This window comes from Williamsoniiplasma luminosum (assembly GCF_002803985.1).
Classification (GTDB): domain Bacteria; phylum Bacillota_I; class Bacilli_A; order Mycoplasmatales; family Mycoplasmataceae; genus Williamsoniiplasma; species Williamsoniiplasma luminosum.
On sequence record NZ_CP024963.1, the window covers coordinates 51,736 to 71,896 of the forward strand.

General features: G+C 30.4%; 16 protein-coding genes, 1 other RNA gene and 1 pseudogene. 4 read left to right on the forward strand and 14 right to left on the reverse strand.

Annotated elements, in window-relative coordinates:
• Positions 1-103: 103 nt before the first annotated feature.
• From ELUMI_RS00260 to ELUMI_RS00270, 3 genes are read left to right on the forward strand one after another with little or no spacing between them, the layout of a single operon-like run.
• Positions 104-1,066, forward strand: coding sequence for an ROK family protein (locus ELUMI_RS00260; protein WP_025734537.1), 963 nt, complete (start codon positions 104-106; stop codon positions 1,064-1,066).
• 58 nt (positions 1,067-1,124) lie between these two features.
• Positions 1,125-2,087 (forward strand): ROK family protein, encoded by a 963-nt coding sequence (locus ELUMI_RS00265; protein ID WP_025734538.1) that lies wholly within the window; start codon positions 1,125-1,127, stop codon positions 2,085-2,087.
• A 4-nt stretch (positions 2,088-2,091) separates the two neighbouring features.
• A complete protein-coding gene (locus ELUMI_RS00270; protein WP_025734539.1) occupies positions 2,092-3,540 on the forward strand; it encodes a glycoside hydrolase family 1 protein in 1,449 nt (482 codons plus the stop codon).
• A 71-nt stretch (positions 3,541-3,611) separates the two neighbouring features.
• Here the strand turns inward: ELUMI_RS00270 and ELUMI_RS04565 are convergent.
• The 6 genes and pseudogenes from ELUMI_RS04565 to tsaD all read right to left on the reverse strand — a co-directional run.
• Positions 3,612-3,818, reverse strand: a pseudogene (locus ELUMI_RS04565) (IS30 family transposase); the annotation flags it as partial.
• A gap of 16 nt (positions 3,819-3,834) precedes the next feature.
• On the reverse strand, positions 3,835-5,271 hold the full coding sequence (locus ELUMI_RS00280) for an MATE family efflux transporter (RefSeq protein ID WP_025734541.1): 1,437 nt from the start codon (positions 5,269-5,271) through the stop codon (positions 3,835-3,837).
• A gap of 298 nt (positions 5,272-5,569) precedes the next feature.
• On the reverse strand, positions 5,570-6,937 hold the full coding sequence (asnS, locus tag ELUMI_RS00285) for an asparagine--tRNA ligase (protein ID WP_025734542.1): 1,368 nt from the start codon (positions 6,935-6,937) through the stop codon (positions 5,570-5,572).
• Positions 6,938-6,945: 8 nt separating this feature from the next.
• Positions 6,946-8,073, reverse strand: coding sequence for an alpha/beta hydrolase (locus tag ELUMI_RS00290; RefSeq protein WP_035018960.1), 1,128 nt, complete (start codon positions 8,071-8,073; stop codon positions 6,946-6,948).
• A 45-nt stretch (positions 8,074-8,118) separates the two neighbouring features.
• Complete coding sequence (locus ELUMI_RS00295; protein ID WP_025734544.1) at positions 8,119-8,898, reverse strand: MurR/RpiR family transcriptional regulator; 780 nt, start codon at positions 8,896-8,898, stop codon at positions 8,119-8,121.
• 97 nt (positions 8,899-8,995) lie between these two features.
• A complete protein-coding gene (gene tsaD, locus ELUMI_RS00300) occupies positions 8,996-9,943 on the reverse strand; it encodes a tRNA (adenosine(37)-N6)-threonylcarbamoyltransferase complex transferase subunit TsaD (RefSeq protein ID WP_025734545.1) in 948 nt (315 codons plus the stop codon).
• Positions 9,944-10,021: 78 nt separating this feature from the next.
• On the opposite strand from tsaD, the gene ELUMI_RS00305 reads away from it, so the two are divergent.
• Positions 10,022-10,504 carry a hypothetical protein gene (locus ELUMI_RS00305; RefSeq protein ID WP_198514017.1) on the forward strand — a complete coding sequence of 161 codons (483 nt, stop codon included), beginning with the start codon at positions 10,022-10,024 and terminating at the stop codon, positions 10,502-10,504.
• An 8-nt stretch (positions 10,505-10,512) separates the two neighbouring features.
• On the opposite strand, the gene trmB is transcribed toward ELUMI_RS00305, so the two are convergent.
• The 8 genes from trmB to rnr all read right to left on the reverse strand — a co-directional run bounded on the left by trmB (position 10,513) and on the right by rnr (position 20,133).
• Complete coding sequence (trmB, locus tag ELUMI_RS00310; RefSeq protein WP_025734547.1) at positions 10,513-11,178, reverse strand: tRNA (guanosine(46)-N7)-methyltransferase TrmB; 666 nt, start codon at positions 11,176-11,178, stop codon at positions 10,513-10,515.
• 9 nt (positions 11,179-11,187) lie between these two features.
• Positions 11,188-12,600, reverse strand: a complete 1,413-nt coding sequence (mgtE, locus tag ELUMI_RS00315) for a magnesium transporter (protein ID WP_025734548.1) — start codon at positions 12,598-12,600, stop codon at positions 11,188-11,190.
• Between the two features lie 102 nt (positions 12,601-12,702).
• Positions 12,703-13,111, reverse strand: a transfer-messenger RNA (tmRNA) gene (ssrA, locus tag ELUMI_RS00320).
• A gap of 67 nt (positions 13,112-13,178) precedes the next feature.
• A complete protein-coding gene (locus ELUMI_RS00325; protein ID WP_198514018.1) occupies positions 13,179-14,345 on the reverse strand; it encodes an IS3 family transposase in 1,167 nt (388 codons plus the stop codon).
• A 47-nt stretch (positions 14,346-14,392) separates the two neighbouring features.
• Complete coding sequence (locus ELUMI_RS00330; protein ID WP_025734734.1) at positions 14,393-16,480, reverse strand: PTS transporter subunit EIIC; 2,088 nt, start codon at positions 16,478-16,480, stop codon at positions 14,393-14,395.
• 463 nt (positions 16,481-16,943) lie between these two features.
• A complete protein-coding gene (locus ELUMI_RS00340; protein ID WP_025734732.1) occupies positions 16,944-17,423 on the reverse strand; it encodes a hypothetical protein in 480 nt (159 codons plus the stop codon).
• A gap of 133 nt (positions 17,424-17,556) precedes the next feature.
• Positions 17,557-18,003: an SsrA-binding protein SmpB gene (gene smpB / locus ELUMI_RS00345; RefSeq protein WP_025734731.1), complete on the reverse strand. Its 447-nt coding sequence runs from the start codon at positions 18,001-18,003 to the stop codon at positions 17,557-17,559.
• Positions 18,004-18,018: 15 nt separating this feature from the next.
• A complete protein-coding gene (rnr, locus tag ELUMI_RS00350; protein ID WP_025734730.1) occupies positions 18,019-20,133 on the reverse strand; it encodes a ribonuclease R in 2,115 nt (704 codons plus the stop codon).
• Positions 20,134-20,161 lie beyond the last annotated feature (28 nt).

The following is a 20,161-nucleotide window of genomic DNA, read 5'->3' on the forward strand; positions in this document are numbered from 1 at the left end:
TGTCCTTTAAAAAAGGAAAATACATAAAAAGTTGTTTAAGAATAAGAAAGTAGTTTTTAAACTCCCAAGTATAAAATTAGAAAGTAAGAAAGGAGTCCAAAAGATGAAAAAAGTATGTTTTGACATTGGCGGTTCTTGTATTAAAGTAATTGTATTTGATGAAAAAAATCAAATTATTTTGAAAGAAAAAATCGGCCATATAGGAGTGATGGAGGTTCGTTTAGACGGCCAAGAATTGAGTGAACACAAAGAAAAGTTTAAAGGTGTTGACATGATAAAAGGCATTCCACTGATGATGTGTTTGATCAATATTGCAAGTTACATCAACAAAATGGATGAAAAAGTCAAAGTTGGGATTTCGGTTCCGGGTGTTGTTGATGCAAAAAAATACAAAATATTAACACAGTCAGCAATTTTTAATGTTGATGAAGATATTTTGGGATTTTTTGCGAAACAAAAATTAGTTGACAAAGTTTGAATTGAAAATGATGGGAAAGCTGCTGCAATCGGTGAAATGATTTATGGACAAAATAACAAAATAACAAATGCAGTTGTTTTGGCTCTTGGTTCAGGACTTGGTGGAGGAATTATTATAAACAAAAAAATTTATAAAGGTTCACATCTCTCATCAGGCGAATTTTCAAAAACTATTGCCAATATAAATAATTATGAATCATCATATGCAAACCTTTCTGTATCATCTTTAAGTACAACAGCAATTTGTTTTAGATACACAATGATGACCGGCAGTGAAAAGGTAATTAATGGTCATGAGTTTATGCAATTGGTTGAGCAAAACGAACCAACAGCAACTTCATTGTTTAAAAATTGAATGAAATCATTGGCGAATTTTTTGGTAAACCTAAGTATCTTAGATCCGGACAAAATTTTGATTGGTGGAGGAATTAGTGCTAATCAAACATTTATGAATGCACTAAAAAATGAAGTTGATAATCTTGATTTTCGTATGCTAATTAAATTTAATGTAGAGGCTTGCAAATTATCAAATGATGCAGCTTGCTATGGAATGTTGGCTCTAATTGAAAAAGAATATATAGAAGAATAGAAAAACAACTTTTGGTTTATTAATTAATAAACCAAAAAGAAAAAAGGAGTTCAAAAAGATGAAAAAAATATGTTTTGACATTGGTGGTTCTTCTATTAAGGTAATTACTTTTGATGAAAACAATAAAATTATTTTAAAAGAAAAAATCGATCATGTTGGCGCCAAAGATAATAGCGTTGATGGTAAAGGTGTGAGTGAAACATCAGATGCAACTAAAAATCTAAAAATGTTAAAAAGAATTCCACTTATAAAATGTTTGGAAAATATTGCAAATTACATCACACAAATGGGTGAAGAAGTAAAAGTTGGTATTACCATTCCCGGAGTTGTGGATTCAAAGAACTATAAAGTATTATCTAAATCTGCAATTTCTGATATTGATGAAGATATTTTAGGATTTTTTAAAAAGCAAAAATTAGTTAAACAAATTTTGATTGAAAACGATGCAAGAGCTGCTGCAATTGGTGAAATGGTTTATGGACAAAATAAAAAGATAACCAATGCATTGATTCTAACAATCGGATCAGGAATCGGTGGGGGGATTATTATAAACAAAAAAGTTTATAAAGGTTCACATCTCACATCAGGGGAATTTGGAAAAACTATGGCCAATATTAGTGATCACGGATCATTATACCCCAACCTTTCTGTTGGTTTTTTGAGCACAACTGCGATGTGCTATAGATACACAATTGCAGCAGGAAGTGAAAAACTTATTAATGGACATGAGTTGATGCAATTAGTTGAACAAAAAGAACCAATTGCAACTCAATTATTTGATAATTGAATAAAAACATTAACAAGATTTTTAATCAACGTGAGTATTTTGGATCCAGACAAAATTTTGATTGGTGGGGGAATTAGTGCAAATGAAACATTTATGAATGCACTAAAAAATGAAGTGAATAATCTTGATTATTCATCAATCATGAAATTTAATGTAGAAGCCTGCAAATTATCAAATGATGCAGCTTGTTATGGAATGTTGGCTCTCATTGAAAAAGAGTATATAGAGGAATAAAAATATGAAATTTACAAAAAAAGACTTCTTATGAGGTGGGGCAACTGCTGCCAACCAATTTGAAGGTGAATTTAACAAAGATGGAAAATCGTTAAATGTGGCAGAAATGGTTCCGTATGTAAAATTACAAGACAGAGCATCAATGCCGTTAGATATTTCTGCATTTTCAAAAAAGAATCTGGAAAAATCAATCGAAAATAAAGAAGGATTACATTATCCAAAACGTATTGGTTCAAATCACTACAACAGATATAAAGAAGATATCGATTTATTAGCAGAAGCTAAAATGGACATCTATCGTATGTCAATTTCATGAGGAAGAATTTATCCAAACGGAGATGAATCTAAACCGAATGAAAAAGGACTAGAATTCTATCGCAATCTTTTAAATTATTGTAAACAAAAAGGATTAAAAGTAATGGTAACATTACACCACTTTGATACACCATACCCAATCGGAGTAAAATATGGTGGTTGAATGAACAAAGAAGTGATCAACATGTTTGTGAAATATGCTAAAACTTTATTCACAGAATTTGGTAATATAGTTGATTTTTGACTACCATTTAATGAGATTAATGTGAGTTGCTTTGCTCCCATGATGTCAGCAACTTTCCCTGAAGACTATCCTGGTGTAAGTTATGACCAATTACGATTCCAAACTTTACATAATCAATTAATTGCACAAGCGAAAGTTGTGCAATTGGGACATGAAATGTTGAAGAAAAAAAACATTGGATGTATGATTGCTAACATGACAACATATCCACTTGATTGCAATCCAGTTAATATTATTGAATGACAAAAATCTGAACAAGTAAGTCGTTATTTCTTCTTTGATATGGTGGCTAAAGGTGAATACCCAACTTACATAATTAAACTGTTTGAAAAACTAAATGTTAAACTTGATACTAACCCAGAAGAAATGAATATTCTAAAAAATAATACTGTTGATTTCTTATCATTTAGTTATTACATGACAGGAACCGTGGCGAAAAAAGAAGAAGGTAAAACTGGTGGTAACTTAATGGCGATGGGAAAAAACCCGTTCTTAAAAGCCAATGAATGAGGATGACAAATTGATCCTCAAGGATTGAGATACACATTAAATGATTTATGAAATCGCTACCATTTACCAATTTTCATTTCTGAAAACGGAATCGGTCATGATGAAAAATTAAACGACAAAAAAACAGTTGATGATGATTACAGAATTGATTATATGCACCAACACTTTATTGCCATTAATGATGCATTAGAAGATGGTGTTGATGTCTTTGGTTACACAATGTGAGGAGTAATTGATTTAGTATCAGCTGGAACTAGTGAAATGTCAAAAAGATATGGTTTAGTTTACGTTGATTATGATGATTATCACAACGGAACCGGAGATCGTTTCAAGAAAAAATCATTTAATTGATTTAAAAATTTCAAAGAAACATTTGAACTATAATTTATATTTTGACAAAACAAAAACCACTTTGAAAGTGGTTTTTATAAATTAAAATTGGAAGTGCAACACTTCTAACAAAATACTTCGTATAGTTGTTGAGCTGAATTGTAGTTCAATAATTTACGGGGCATTTTGTTTATTTGATCTAAGATACTATTAATATTATCATTTTCTAATTTCTCAAAACTGGTTTTTTTCGGAAGGGCTCTACGCAACAAACCATTAAACTTTTCGTTGGTTCCTTTTTCACAAGAAGCGTAAGTGTTGCAAGTGTAAAGCGCGAGTTCTAGTTTTTTAACCAAGTAATTTAGCATATTTAGCTCAAGTTTTTCTGATTCATCTAGTTGCATACATGATTGAACGACAAAGTGGATCCATTAATACTCCAAGATAAATTAGAATCAATCCAACTCCACCATAAATGTGAAAACCAAAAATAATTGCCATTGGAATTCCAACCATTCCAATTCCCATCGTAATAATTGAAATTATTAATGGATATCATAAATCACCACTCGCCCAACAAGCTCGCAGTAAAGTCATATTGACTGTATCAACCATTAATTTCAGACAAGACACTCCCATTAAAGCTAATCCTCAAGGGACAATTTCAGTTGCATCGTGATTAAATAACAATAGCGCTGGATAAGCGGTGATCATCATGAATGATCCAAACACGATTGAAGCATACATTGCTGTTTTTCAACAATCAATTCCAGCTTGATAAGCGCCTTGTAAATCTTTAGCCCCAATTTTTTTTGCAACCATAACGGCAGTTACTGTTTCCATTGCAAACATGAAGGCAAGTGAGAATTGACTAATTGAATTGATTGATCGATGGAGAACAATTCAACTGTTTTCGCTATTTCCACTTATTAAATGAGCAACTGCCGTTCCGGTTCCGAAGTTACATAAACTTCAAAGCCCCATTTCCAAAGTAATTGGCAAACCAACTTTAAAAGTTTCTTTAGCAATTTTTCAATTGATTTGTTTTCCCTTATTAGCCTTGTAATCAATGAAACGAAAATTCATCAACATCATATAAATCATTTGTACAAATCCAGCCACAACAATTCCTAAAGATGATCAAATTGGATCAAATTTAAAAACAAATAAAACTAAGGTTACAAAAATTAAATCAACAAAGTTACTTGCCACAGCCCCGATTGTTACATAAACATTTTTTTTGACCGCTTGTAAACCTGAAATAAACACTTGATTTAAAGATGCGATTATTAGTTGCAAATTTAATAAACGATAATAATCTATTGCAAATGCTTTAGGGCCACGACCATTTGGTAGAAGTTCTGTAAATTGATTGGCATTCATTAAATCTAAAATTGAAGAAGCAAAAGTTTCTACCAAAACAAATATTCCAGAAGTTATTGAAAAGTTTATAACAATACCAGTCATAATGACTTTACTAATTTCATTTTGACGTCCCTGACCAATCAAGTTTCCACACACCACCAAACTCCCACTCGCAATTAAAGTCGGAATAAATTGAAGTGCTGTATATGTTAAGATCGCTTTACTCACTGCGTCTGCATAAGCTTTGTTTTGAAAGTTATTAATCGCAATAATGTTGATTTGAGCAATGATTACATTAAATGATAATTGAACAAAAATTGGGATTGCCATTTTTAAAATATCTTGTCAGTTATCAATTTTTCAAAATGGATTTTTGATACGTTCGAAATTCGTGTTTTTGTCTTGCTTAAAAATTTTCATAGTTTCCTTTAAAAATATTTTCTCATATTTACCTCAGTCTTAACAAAATTTTCCATTAAATATTTAGCTTTTTATTTTCATAATTTTTCAAAAATATATACTGAAAAAGTGTTCTTATAAAAATTGGCACTGATGATTAAAAAAAGAAGTCCTAACATCTAGGGGTTTTGCCCTCGGAATGAATTGATCAGTATTTATTGTCATTGGTTGAGATGCATGAAATAATTGAAAAGCAAGAAAAACTAGAACGCGAGTTCTTATAAATTAAAATTGGAAGTGGTTTTTATTTTGTCTGTTCTTAAAATAGTAAGTTGTTCGGTGTTCTTGGATATAACAAGACATCACGAATGTTAGCCACCCCAGTGATGTACATCAATAATCTTTCAAAACCCAAACCAAAACCAGCAGATTTGAAGTAACCGTATTTTCTTAAATTTAAATATCAATCTAAACTTGATGGATCAATCCCCATCTCTTCACAACGCTTGATTAATTTATCATAATCACCTTCACGTTCACTACCACCAACTAATTCGCCAATTCCCGGAACTAGTAAATCAACGGCTGCAACTGTTTGATGATCATCATTCAATTTCATGTAAAAAGCTTTAATATCTTTGGGATAATCAATTACAAAAGTTGGTGCTTGATTGATTACTTCACAAATGTAGCGTTCATGTTCTGTTGCTAAATCTAAACCAAATGCAATTTTATTTTCTTCAAATTGGTGTCCATTTTTAACTGCGTTTTGTAACAATTTGATTGCTTCAGAATAAGATGTGGTTTTGAATTTTGATTCAACCAAATTTTTAATTTTATCAATTAAACCAGCTTCTAAATTAGCATCTAAGAATTTGAATTCAGCATCGCATTTTTCAAAAACATAATTCACAGTGTACTTAATTAATGATTCAATCAGAACAATATTATCTTGTAAATCACTGAAAGCCACTTCAGGTTCAATCATTCAAAATTCAGCTGCATGTTTACTTGTGTTTGAGTTTTCAGCTCTGAAAGTTGGACCAAATGTATAAACTTTTTTAAACGCTTGAGCAAATGCTTCAGCATGTAATTGTCCCGAAACTGTTAATGTTGATTGTTTACCAAAAAAATCTTTTTCATACTTATCATCACCTCTGGTAGTGACTGTAAATGCTTCCCCAGCACCTTCAGCATCATTTCCGGTGATGATTGGTGTTTGAGCATAAATAAAGCCACGATCATTAAAATATTTATGAATTGCGAAAGCTAATTCTGAACGAATTTTATAAACGGCATTGAAGGTTTTGGTTCTTGCTCTTAGATGCGCGATCTCTCTTAAAAATTCTGGTGAATGTTCTTTTTTTTGCAATGGATAACTCTCCACAGCTTGATCTAATAATTCTATTTTATGAGCTGATAATTCAAAAGGTTGGCCTTTGGTTGGTGTTAATAACAATGTTCCTGTAATTTCAACAATTGAAGCAACTCTTGATTTGGTCCCATCTTCAAAACCATCAATTCCTTCTTTGTAAACCACTTGCAAATCATCAAAACTAGTTCCGTCATTGATAACCATGAAACAAACATTTTTACCTTGTCGATTTGATCTAACCCTTCCGATGATGCTGATTTCTTTGCCTTCTAATTTTGCAAAATCTTGATATATTTCTTGTAATTCCTTCATGTTTCTCCTTATTTTTCATTAGAAAAATAGAATGTTTTAATTTCATATTTTTCTTCTTGATTATTTAAAATTGTATTTTGATCAATGCCCATTTTTTCTAATGCGTTGATGCTTATTTGTTTGTCAGTTCCGATCACTTTATTTTCAAATTTAATTCAGTGATATGTTTGAGATATCAAATGCTCTTTCAATGAAAAACCATGGGCTGAAAAATTATAAATTAAGATTTCATCATTTGGTGAAAACGATTTTCGATCAATGAATAAACGATAACTGTCTGTTGGTGGTGTGACTCAATCATTGGACCCATGTGTGAACAAGGTTGGAATTGATGATTTTTTTCCATCTTTTTCATAAATTTTAAAGACATCAATTTCATTTCAATCTAAATTGGTTTCATCATTTTGAGATTGAATAATTCTATTTATTCTTTGGGCAATGCGTTTTTTTCCAATTAATTTTTTGAAAAAAACATTTCTAATATGCAACAACAATGTTTGAATCGAACCATAAGTGACATCACTTATGGTAAATTTTAAGCGGTATTTTTTCATTAATTTTTCATCTTTTGCTTGAACAATATTTGCAACAAAAGCACCCATACTAATTCCTAATAATCCCAAGTGTTTATAACTCTTATTTTCATACAATCATTTCATGGCAGCCAACAGATCTTTTTGTTCCAAAATCCCCATTGTGACTGGTTGTTCTTTTTGACTATCACCATGATTTCTAAAATCAAAAGCAAGAATATTATATCCCAATTCAATAAATGGTTTTGTTGAATATAACGCTCAATATTTATCTTCGCCAAAACCATGGCATGCAATCATTCATTTATCACTGTTTTGATCTGTGATATATTGCATACCATGTAAAACCACATTATCATCAGTTGTAAATTTAAACGGAATCAAATTATCTGACATTGATAATTGGAGTGATGGTTGCTTGAAAAGTTTTTTCATCACCTTGTTCATGCGTCTAATTTCTGGGTAAAAATAAATGTGTTTTTTTAATTTTTTGTTACTCACACCACAAAAAAAAGTTCCAATTAAATTAAAAAATTTGATTAAATCTTTATTAATTTTTTTGAACATTTTTCGATAAATTCTTTTCTCAAAAAAATTTTTCATGGATTCTCCTTGTATAAAAAAGATAAAAAATAATTTTTAGAAAAATTATTTTTTTGTAATGTGGTTATAGTGATAGATTAATAAATCATTGAAATAGTGGAATGGAACTGACTTAGAAAGTACGACTTCTTTATTTTCATCAACATTATCAATAACTAATGTATGAACCGAATCAGAGTTTTTTTGAATTTGAGGTGAAGGGATTCTTCCCGAAACGAAAACAACTTTTGCATTTTTATCTTTGATTCTGGTGATCACTTTTTCCAAATGCAATGATGTCCCATATTTTGTGTAAAAAATAAATAAATCACCTTTATCAGCATCTAAAACTCTTTGGTTAATTGTGTCTCAATCCGAGTCCAATAAAATGACTGGTAATTTTTGAGAATAAAAGAAATTAGCAAGCTCTGTTGTTGCCCCTCTTAAAACACTTTCTCAATAAACTATATACAATCGAGATGTATTTTTGATTAATTTCAATGTTTCAAACATGACCTTTTTTTCAAGCAATGAATAGTTATGTTGAATCATACTAATGTATCCATTTGTTACATGTTCATCATTTTTAGAGATATCGATTTCAATCGCTTCTGCATCATTTGCCAATGAAATAGAAAAATCACGATATCCTTGAATATTCAATTTTTTCAGCAATCCGTAGATTGCTGAATAACCTGTTTCTACCTCTTGTGATAAGGTTACAATTTTCATATTTGTTGCAACAATCATTTGTAAATTTTTCTTAATATAATCAACGATTTTTGTCTCACGAGTTGTTAATTTATTTTTATCAATTGTGGCTAATTTTCCAAGAAATGATCTCATTTTTTATACCGTTTTCTTTCTAATCATAAATTTATTTTATATGAAAATGGAAAATTTACCAATTTTTTTGCTGTTTTCTATTTATTTTTTCCATAAACTATTTTTCGGTGAATTTAGCATATGCAAGTTGGGCCATCATGGCACCATTGTCAGTGCAATACTCAAATTTAGGAATGATTGTTTTATGAATTTGATATTTTTTTCCCAATTCCATGATTGTGGTTCTAATTCGACTATTTGCCGACACCCCACCACCAACTGTTAAAGTTTGTGGTTTATATTCTTGAATTGCTCTTTCTAATTTCATCGCAATCACTTTTGTTGCTGCTTCTTGAAAAGAAGCACAAAAATCATTGATTTTAATCGGTTCTTGTTTTTGATTGAGATTATGAATCAAATTAATCGCTGCTGTTTTTAAGCCTGAGTATGAAAAATCATAACTTTGATCATTTTTACTCAAAGGTAATTGGTAAGTTGGAGTTCCTAATTGAGCAAGTTTATCGACTTGTGGTCCACCAGGATAATCAAACCCCAGAACACGTGCCACCTTGTCATAACTTTCACCAATTGCATCATCAATTGTTGAACCAATAATCTCAAAATTGTTGGGTGATTTCACTAATTCAATTTGGGTATGACCCCCACTTACAATCAAAGCAAGGACAGGGTAAACAAAATCATTGTCAATTGATGATGCGAAAATATGTCCTTCAATATGATCAAGCGGAACAATTGGAACATCTAAATATGTTCCAATTGTTTCAGCAACCATTTTTCCGATAATTAATGATCCTAATAATCCAGGATTGGCAGTGTACGCGACTTGATCAATTGTGTTTCAATCAAGTTTAATTTTTTCTTGAACCTCATTTAAAACTCAATTGAGATTTTCTAAATGTAATCGGGCCGCCAATTCTGGAACCACGCCACCAAACTGTTTGTGGTTTTCAATTTGTGAAGAAACAACGTTGCAAAGAATTTTATCATTTTCAATCACCCCAATTGAAAACTCATCACAACTTGATTCAATTGCTAATATTTTCATAATAAAAACCTCCTAAGTATTAATATCTTAACTTATTTTGAGATAATAGATATTATGAATACTACTATCGATTTTAAAATGATTAAAAAAATAAACAATAAAGTTGCTTTGTGAATGGGAGCAGTGACTTTTTTTGTGTTAATTATTGCTTTGGTGATCATCGTTTCACTCCCAACCATTCATAAAAATCAACAAATCGTCATTTCTTTAAATTTGTTGATTAATTGTATTTTGATTTTAATCACCATTTTATTGATTGGTTGAAGCCAAATTATCACTTCATTTCTTTATCACCAAGTAAGTTATAAAGATCAAAATAATCAACAAATCATGCAAGAAAAATTTGAAATGAGTAAAATTTCACACATCACAATCATTACTGTTTTACTAATTATTACAACTCTTCAAATCGTAACGATGGGTTTGGTTGGTGAAAAATTTAGCAGTTTGTTATCAACATATTGATGAGTGATTGTTGTGTGTTTCTTTTGAAATGCTTTGATCACATATTTATCATTTGGTTTTAAAACTTATATGTACAATAATGCATTAAAAAAATAAGCACGAGCTTATTTTTTTACATTCTGAATGCGGTACATATTAATATTCTTATTTAATTGATTAAATTTGGTTTCATATTCGGTTGGAATATTGCCGATTAAAAGTTTTTGATCATCATATAAATCTTTTGTTTCAACCAGTAATTTTCAATTTTTGGTTTCTTTTAATTGTTCTAAGCTAAATTCGAACAATCCATCATTATCAGTTTTTAGTTGTAAAATCCCATTGGGTTTTAAAATTTGGGAATAGATTTCTAAAAAATTCACATGAGTTAATCGTTTTTTAGCATCCCTTGTTTTTGGTCAAGGATCTGAAAAGTTTAAATAAATTTGATCCACACTATTTGGTTCAAACATCATTAATAAATTCTCGGCAAACTTATTTAAAAATTTTAAATTAGTCATCTTTTCTTTGCCTAATGTTTGAATCGCTTTTTTTAATGCAACCCCAACAACAGTCTTTTCTTTTTCCATTGCAATAAAATTAATGCCTGGATTTTGCAAAGCATTTTCAATCAGAAATTGCCCTTTACCAGAACCAATTTCAAGTGAAATTGGTTGTGAATTTTGGAAAAAATTTATCGAATTGATTTTTTTATCTTCTGTTCAATCAATCAAAAATTCAGCATGATTTTCTAAAAAATCATGAGTTCATTTCTTATTTCTTAATCTCATATCAACCTCTTAAAAAAATGCTAATCCAATTCCAAAAAAGACAGAAATTGTAATGATGTCAATCACCAAAGTGATAAATGGACCTGTTGCATTTGCTGGGTCTATTTTCAAAGCTTTGGCAATAATTGGTGCTAATGTGGCAATGATTCCAGCCACCAGAATTGAAATCAAAATCGTGATTGAAGAAACCCCAATTAGTTCTCAAACGATTGTGTTTATTTCTCCAACTTGAACAACATAAACAATTAGAAGTCGGACAATATTTACCACTATTAAAATTAGTGCCACAAGCATGGTTGTGATAAATTCTTTCATTAGAAAAGTTTTAATGGTTTTTTTCTTCACTTCACGAAGTGTTAATGCCCGCATCATAATTGTTGCAGATTGGCTTCCGTAAAGACCAATCACCCCAGCAATCACAATCGCCATTGGAGCCAATAAAACAATTCCAATATATGCTTTAGAAGTGACTGGTAAACTAGTAACATCACCAAGATATAAATTATAAAAAACCATTGTTAGAATTTGGGTAATGGTTCCTAAAACTAATAAAAGAACTAATCAAAGTGTTCTTGATTTAAACATTTTAAAAATGCTTAAATCAAAATAGTTTTGATCATCATGTTTAATTCCAGCCATTTTATTCATGTCTTCAGATGTTTCTTTTTCAATCACATCCACAATATCATCAACTGTGATAATTCCGATCATTTTATTTGAATCATCAACCACAGGAATACTTGTGACATCATAACGTTTGAACATATTGGCCACTTCTTCTTGATCGGCTGTTGAATTGACATATAAAAGTCTAGTTTCCATAATCTCTTTGATTTTGGTTTTTGGGGAATTAAAAATCAAATCTTTTAATTCCACAAAACCTTTTAAATGACCATAATCATCTAACACAAATAACGTATCAATTGTTTCAAATTCTTCATGAATTTCTCGGACATATTTGATTGTTTTTTCAATTGAATCTTTCTCTTTGATTTCAATGAAATTCACAGTCATAATTCCACCAGCAGTGTCTTCTTCATACTTAAGAATGTTATTAATTTCTGCACGGATTTTAGGAGATGCTGCTCTTAAAACTTTTTTTACAATTGTGGCTGGTAGTTCATCGATTAAATCAACTAAATCATCACTGTATAAATCTTTAACAATTTCTTCGACTTCTTTTGAAGAAAAAGATCTGATAATAAATTCTTGAATTTCGGGTTTCAGATAAGAAAAAATATCAGTTTCATCTTCCTTGTTTAACATTCTGAAGATTCGCAAAATTAGTCTTTCGTTTAATTCTCCCAAAACTTCTGCAAAATCAACTTGTTGTGATTTTTTGGCGATATTTCTTACTTCATTTAAATCATTATTTATCGCAGCTTGAATTAACTGCTCTTTCAGATCCGATATTTCTAACATGTACTTCCTTTATATTGTTTAATATATTATATATTAACAAAAAACTAAATTTAAAGTGAAAACAAAAAACTCACCATTAAATGGTGAGGTTGTTTCGAATAATGGTGGAGATGGCGAGAATCGAACTCGCGTCCAAAATAGTTTGCTAAAAGATTTCTACAGTTTAGTAAATTTTATAATTTATGAAGTCTAACTAAAACTTACCAAAAGTTAAAAATCATTCGTGATTCGAATTTCAAGAACAACTAACCACGATGTTGCTCTCTATTAAACTTGGGTAATTCGACTAAGTTATAAAGCTTAAAATATAACTAGTGATTGAATGCTATTAATTAAATTAATTAAGCAAAAGCGTAAGCTGGTGCTCCAGATGCCATATAATTTGGCATGAATTCTGGCATTTCAAATTCTGATTTTTTTGATTCTGCGTTTATTTCGCCTAAAGTATTATGGTCTACCAAACCACTGCTATCTTAAAACAAAGTTATCCTGTCGAAACCAGGACATCCCCGTACCATTATTATAATCCAAAAATAAAAAAACCACCATAGTAAACTGGGAAAAAATAATTCTACACATTATGAATTTAGAGCGCTGGCATAAGCTGGCGTTTTTCAATTCAATCTTTTTTGTATTCTTTTAGAATTATATCATTCTATATATTCTGCAATATGCTTATGGATTTCTTCTAAACCCATTGTTTTGGTTTTTATATGATTAAGGTATTCTCCTTTTAGGCAACTAAAGAAATATTCAGCCTCTCTATTATCTAAAGAATTACCAATTCGACTCATAGATGTTATTCCACTCATGTTTCTTAATTTTTCAATAACTTGGTATGAGGAATATTGGATTCCATGATCAGAGTGAAAAATAAAGTTTGTTCTTTTTAGTTCATCAATTGTATCTAATACAAGTTTTGTGTCATTTAAATAAGATAATTTTCATGATTCTATTAGTTTAGTTTTGTGACTGATCACGACTGATAAATATACAAAATTTTGCTGTGTATTGGCAGGAATATAAGAAACATCGGTTGCGACAATGTTATCTTTTTCTGGATTATAATTTCTATTTACTTGATCAACATATTTCACTTTAGTGTTTTTTTGCTCAGATTTTCTTTTCTTTTGTCTAGTTAAAGTGGCTATTCCCCATCTAATCATGTAATTTCTTAGCGTTCTATCACTAATGGAAATCCCATTTTCACCAAGGATTATCGCAATTTTTCTACTCCCATATATTTTTTTGCTTTCATTAAAGATTTTTACAACCTCAGCTTTTAAGTAATCGTATTTATATGTTTTTGTAATATGTTTCTTATACATTGTTGTTCTATGGAGTGATAAAACCTCAGCTTTTAAAGAATTTGTTAAAGTAGAAAAATCGCTCAACTTTTCTTTCTTTTCTTTATCTCGTTGATCTTTTATTCAGTGTTCAATGATTTCTCTTTTTTGTTCCTCATTCAATTTATCTATAATACCCGGAATATCCGAGTCATCTCTTTTTAAAGGTCTCCCATTAATTTTTTTCTTTTTGTATTCTTGCATACCTAAATTATCTAATAATTTGGCTTTTTTTCTAATTCTTTTTCTCGCGTCTTTTAAATGTAAATTTTTATCTCTTGTTTTTAAATATTCAGTAACCGCTAGATCAATCCCTTTTTTATTGTAAATTTCTACAATTTCTACTCACTCACTTGTTGTTAATTGTTTGGACATAAAAAATTCCACACTTCCTTTCATGGTTGTGTAGAATTATTTTTTCCCAGTTTATAGGTGGTTAATTATTATTAAGAATTAATTTTTAATGCTGTATTTTTCATGTACACAATAAGTTCTTTTTTAGTCATATTACGTAGATTTGCATCTTTTAATTTAATCCCTTGTTTTTTTGCTTCGGCACGAAGTGATGAAGCGTGTTTTTGTAATTCGCTTCTTGCTTCTGTGATTTCAGCTGATCCATCAACTTTAGCACGTGATTTAATATCTAATTTAGCATGTGCTTCTTCATCAACGATTTTTTTAGTTGATAATTTAGCATCATATTTTTTAACTAAATCATTTGTTAAATCTTTTACTTCAGTTTTTGGTTGTTTTGGTTTTGCAACTTTTGGTTCAGTTTTCTTTTCAACTTTTGGTTGTTCAACTTTTTTTGCAACTTCAGTTTTTGGTTGTTCAACTTTAACTTCAGTTTTTGGTTGTTCAACTTTGATAGTTTCTTTTTGAACTGGAGTTGCAACTGTAGCTTTCACTTCAACTTTTACTTCAGGTTTTTCATCAACTGTTTTTTCAACTTTTGGTTCAGCTTTTTTAGCTTGAAAATCTGCTTTAGTAAATAGTTTTGCTCCTTCACGACCTGGCACTTCAACTTTTCCTGCTTTTACTGAGAAGTAGAAAGCGAAGAAGTAAAGTGGGGCCATGGCAGCGGCAACAACCAGAATTCCAAATGCTGATTGTCATTTCATCAATCCTGATGCAAATGGAATAATTCCAAATACGATGTAATCGATGATTCCACCAGAAACAGTCATTGAAACGTGAGTTTGCAATGCTCCTGCTAAGAAGAATGAAGTGGCTGCCAATGGCATATGCACTCCATAGAATAATCATGGCGCTAAGAATAAGAATGAATATTCTAGTGGTTCTGTAATTCCTGTTAAGAAACAAGTAAACGCAGCTGAGAAATAAATCCCCATAACTGATTTACGGTTTTCTTTTGGCACTGTTAATCACATTGCTAATCCAGCCATTGGTAATCCTAATAGCATAAATCCAAACTTACCTGATTGGAAACGTCCAAGGTTTAATCCTAAGTTTTCCAATAATGTAAAGTTCATCATTGAGCTACCACCAATAACAGCTTGCATCATGTATTGATCCCCGTTAGCATCAAACAATTTAATTCCTGCAAGACCTTGAGTTTTTCAGAAATCAAGAATTGCTTGCATAGCTTGAATTGGAGTCATACCTTCAACATTGGCATGTTTAGGTAAAAGTAAATATTGTTGGATTCATTGATCAAAATTCATTTCTGATCCACTTAAGAATGTTGGTAATCATGATGAATTAAGAATCAAGTCACGATTAATATCTCATTGTCTTCCAGCATTTTGTAATGCTTCTGAAATCGATCCCCCAGCTTGAGTTCATCATAGTGGTGCGTAGAATACGTGGTGTAGACCAAAAGGTACTAATGAACGTTCTACGATTTCAAACACTAATGAATCAACTCCTGTTGGAAGTGTTCCTGTTCAGTTTCCAAAATATGATAAACCAATACCAATGATTGGTCATACGATCATGAAAATGAATGATAGAGGGATAACCATGAAGAATGTAACGATTGGTACAAGTCTTGTCCCCCCAAAAAAATCAATCCCTGCTGGTAGTTTTTTTGTTCTAAATTTATTATAGGCATATGCTGACATAGCACCGACAAAGATTCCGGCAAAGACTCCTGTATTTAGTGATGTTACTCCTAAATTAGAAGCAATTAGTTTGTCCGGAACTTTTAATACTTCTGATGATCCATTATAAAATAATAGAGTATAGTAAGCTGAATTTCCGTCTACTGCATCATGATGTTGTAGCAATGCACCTTGCATTGCGTTCATAACTAAGAATCCAACAACTGCTGTTAAAGCAGCAATTCCTGATTCTTTTGAGTAAGCTAAAGCAACTGACATTGCAAATAGAATTGGTAAGTTTCCAAATGCAACATCTCCCATTGCTTTAATTGTTGAACCAATGTATCACCCTGTAGATAATTCAGTGGTTTTTGAAGCAATTAATGCTCCAATTCCCAAGAATACACCCGCGATTGGTAATAACGCGATTGGTAACAAAAAGGCTCTACTCAATGTTGACATGATAGCCATAATTCCGGGCCCACTTTTTTTCTTTTTAGTGGTTTCGGTAAAGGCTGTGATGTCTTTTGATTTAATGGCTTTTTCCATTAAGACCTCCTTTTATGTAATTGTGTTTTTTCAAAAAGAATTTATTTAATCGCCATTGTAAGACCGGCTACAAATAGCATAATCCCGAAAACGATTAAAACTAATGGAAAGTTCTTTTTAGTAAAATCCCATACGTTTTTTGATTCACGATTATGTTGTCTGAAACTGTTAAATCTTTCACTTCTTTTCTTAATTAAAAAATATAATCCGACAAACAAAAGAGTCATTAGTAAACCAATAACTATTAATGAAATCCCGATTATTTTATTATTTTCTAAGGCTGTGAAAAGCAGTGATGTAAATAGCACAATAAATTCTCCCTTATTTATTAAACCACTTATAAACCAAAATAGGAAATAATCTGATACAAAAAACCTTTTGTGGTTTAAACAAAAGGTTTTTCAGTGATTTTGGTAGTTTTCTTTCAATTATGTAAGTGATTATTTGATTCTTGATCGTTGTCAATAATTTCTAGGATATAAAACTTAATATCATCAATTGATTGATTGGTAAATTGTAAGTAATCTAAAAGTTTTTTATTATCATTTAAACCATTTTTAATATGTAATAACTCCTTTTTCAGATTAGGTGTTGAGATTAATTGTAATGGTAAAAATTCATCTTTAAAGTGTCACTTTTTACCAACAACCATTAGGATGATCATTTTTTGATCATCACTATTTAAGTCATCAATTTTATCTAATTTAATTGCGTCTTTGCTTTTTAGTTTTGCATATCATTTGTGTTCTTTATTTTTCATAAATAATTCGATTTTCAATTCTCAAACTGAAAACCCATATCAACCAGCTGATATCATTGCTGCAAAGAAAAGCACCCCAACAATCAGCCATACTCATCATTCCATAATTAACTCTCCTTTATTCACTTATATCATACTAAAATTTTGCTTCGATTATGTCATATAACCCATATCTAATGGAAAATATAAAATCTGGTTTTCTTACATTAAATGTGAGAAAACCAGATTTTGTTCATTATTAATATTTATTAGATTTAGCTTTACGATCTAAATCACGTTGTTTAATTGTTTGTCGTTTGTCATAAAGTTTTTTTGGTCGTCCTAATCCAATTTCAAGCTTGACTAAACCTTCTTGAAAATATAATTTCAATGGCACAATGACTAAACGTTTTAATTGAATTTCTTCACCAAGTTTTTTGATTTGTTTTTGATGCAGTAATAATTTACGTGTTCTGGTTTCTTCAATTCCAGCAACATAATTAGCATATTCATATTTTTTAATATGCATGTTTAAAATAAAACATTCACCTTTACGAATTAAAATAAAACTCCCTTCAAGTGTGACATCGTGATTTCGAATTGATTTGATTTCAGGTCCACTTAAGACTAGACCTGCTTCAATTTTTTCTAAAATTTCATAATGAAAATAAGCTTTTCTATTTTGTGCAATAATTTTTTCACTCATAAAAATTCTCCTTTATTATTTTACTAGTTCAAAATCTATTGTTCTCTTTTTAATATCAGCACCAACTAATTTAATTTTCACTTTTTGTCCCATACGATAAAAAGTGTTGTCAGGTTTGGTTAGAGTTTGAAGTTTTTCATCATAAACTAAACCATCTCCCAATGTTGAAATATGGACAAGCCCTTCAACCATATTTTCTAATTGAACAAAAAATCCAAATTTTAAAGCAATCGAAATTGTCCCATCAAAAACACGTCCAACTTTATCAGATAAGTATTCGACCATACAAACTTTCACAACTTCGCGTTCACAATCAACAGATGTGATTTCTGTTTCATTGATAATTGGACAAGCTTTATTAATGAATTCTTGATTAGATTGTAAAATAAAATCTCGTTTTTCATTTTGAATAATATATTGTTTCAAATATCGATGAACCATCAAATCTGAATAACGACGAATTGGTGATGTAAAGTGGGTATAACATTTTGAAGCAAGACCAAAATGACCGACATTTTCTAAACCATATTTAGCTTTTTCCATATGTCTTAGAAGTGATAGGTGTAATAACTCATTTGAAATTGGATCACTAATTTGATTATCAATTTGCATTAAAGTTTTGTTTAAATTTTTTGGATCAATCATTTCTAAATTAGTTAATTTAGGGTCGATTCCAAAAGATTTGATTGTTGCATACCATTCAACCAAAGAACTTTCTTCTGGTTTTTGGTGGTTACGATAAATAAATGGTAATTCCTTTTCAAAAATCAGTTCAGCAACTGCTTCGTTTGCACTAACCATAAAGTTTTCGATTAATTTTTCTGATTCACCAGTTTCACGAGCTTTAATTTCAAGCACATTTGAATCTTTGTCCATGACAACTTTCGCTTCACGAACATCTAAATTAATCATTCCGTTTGCTGCTTTTATTTTGGCAATTGCTAAATATAATTCTTTGGCCACATCAAGCATTTGAGCAACTTCTGGTTGTTTGGTTCAATGTTTATTTGCAAAATATTCATTCACTTCACTATATGTTAATCTTGCTTTTGAAATCATGATAGTTTCATAAACTTTTTTAGAAATTAGATTTCCATTTTGATCAAACATCATTTCACAAGCTAGCGCAAACTTTTCAGTGTTTGGGTTCAAAGAACACAAATCATCACTTAAAATTTTTGGTAACATTGGTAACACTTTATTTGCTAAGTATGTTGAATTTCCTCTTAACAAAGCTTCATTGTCTAGTGGTGATCTTGGTTTTACATAATGTGAAACATCGGCAATCGCAACAATTAATTTGTATCCGTCTTTGACTTTTTCAACATAAATTGAGTCATCTAAATCTTTGGAATCTGATCCATCAATTGTGACAAGCATTGTATCAATCAATGATGTTTTTTCACGTCTTTTAATTTCATCTTGTTCTTTGATCACTGGAATATTTACTTCTTCAGCATTTTTGATTGTTTTATATCCAAATTCAGTTTTAATATTAAATTCTTCAGCAATTGATAAAATTCTGTCAGCTGCTTTTGTTGAATCACCGATCATTTTTTTCAATCTAACAAAAAGTTTGCGATCTTTTGCTTCTAAAATTTTAGCTTTAAATAACATGTTTGGTTTTAGTTCGAAATCTCTTTTATTCACCATCACAACTCTAAAATTGGAAAGTGATAAATCTGTTGGAATGAAGTCTAAAAATTGACCATCTCTCGATTTTACGATCTCACCAATCACCATTTCTTTTGTGCGTTCAGCGATTTCAATAATTTCAGCAAAAATTTTGTCATCTCTACCTTTTGAAACTTGGTAAACAATCACATCACTTCCGATTGCCCCATTGGTCATTGTTGGAGGCACAAAAAAATCATCAGCATCAAGTTGAGTAAGATCATTTACAAAACCAAAACCTTTAGGATTCATCTTTAAAGTTCCAGCTTTATATTTAGAATTTTCTAACAAATAAATGTTTTGGTTTTGTGTTTTGATAATTTTAAAATCATGGATCAAACTATCTAAATCTTGATTTAATTCGAATAAATCTTTGACCTTTAATTTCTGTGCTAAATCTTCAATTGAGATTTTAAAATCATTTGATTTTAAAGTTTGGATAATTGTTTCTTTCATATTTAATATGCCCCTTTGTTCTAATCAG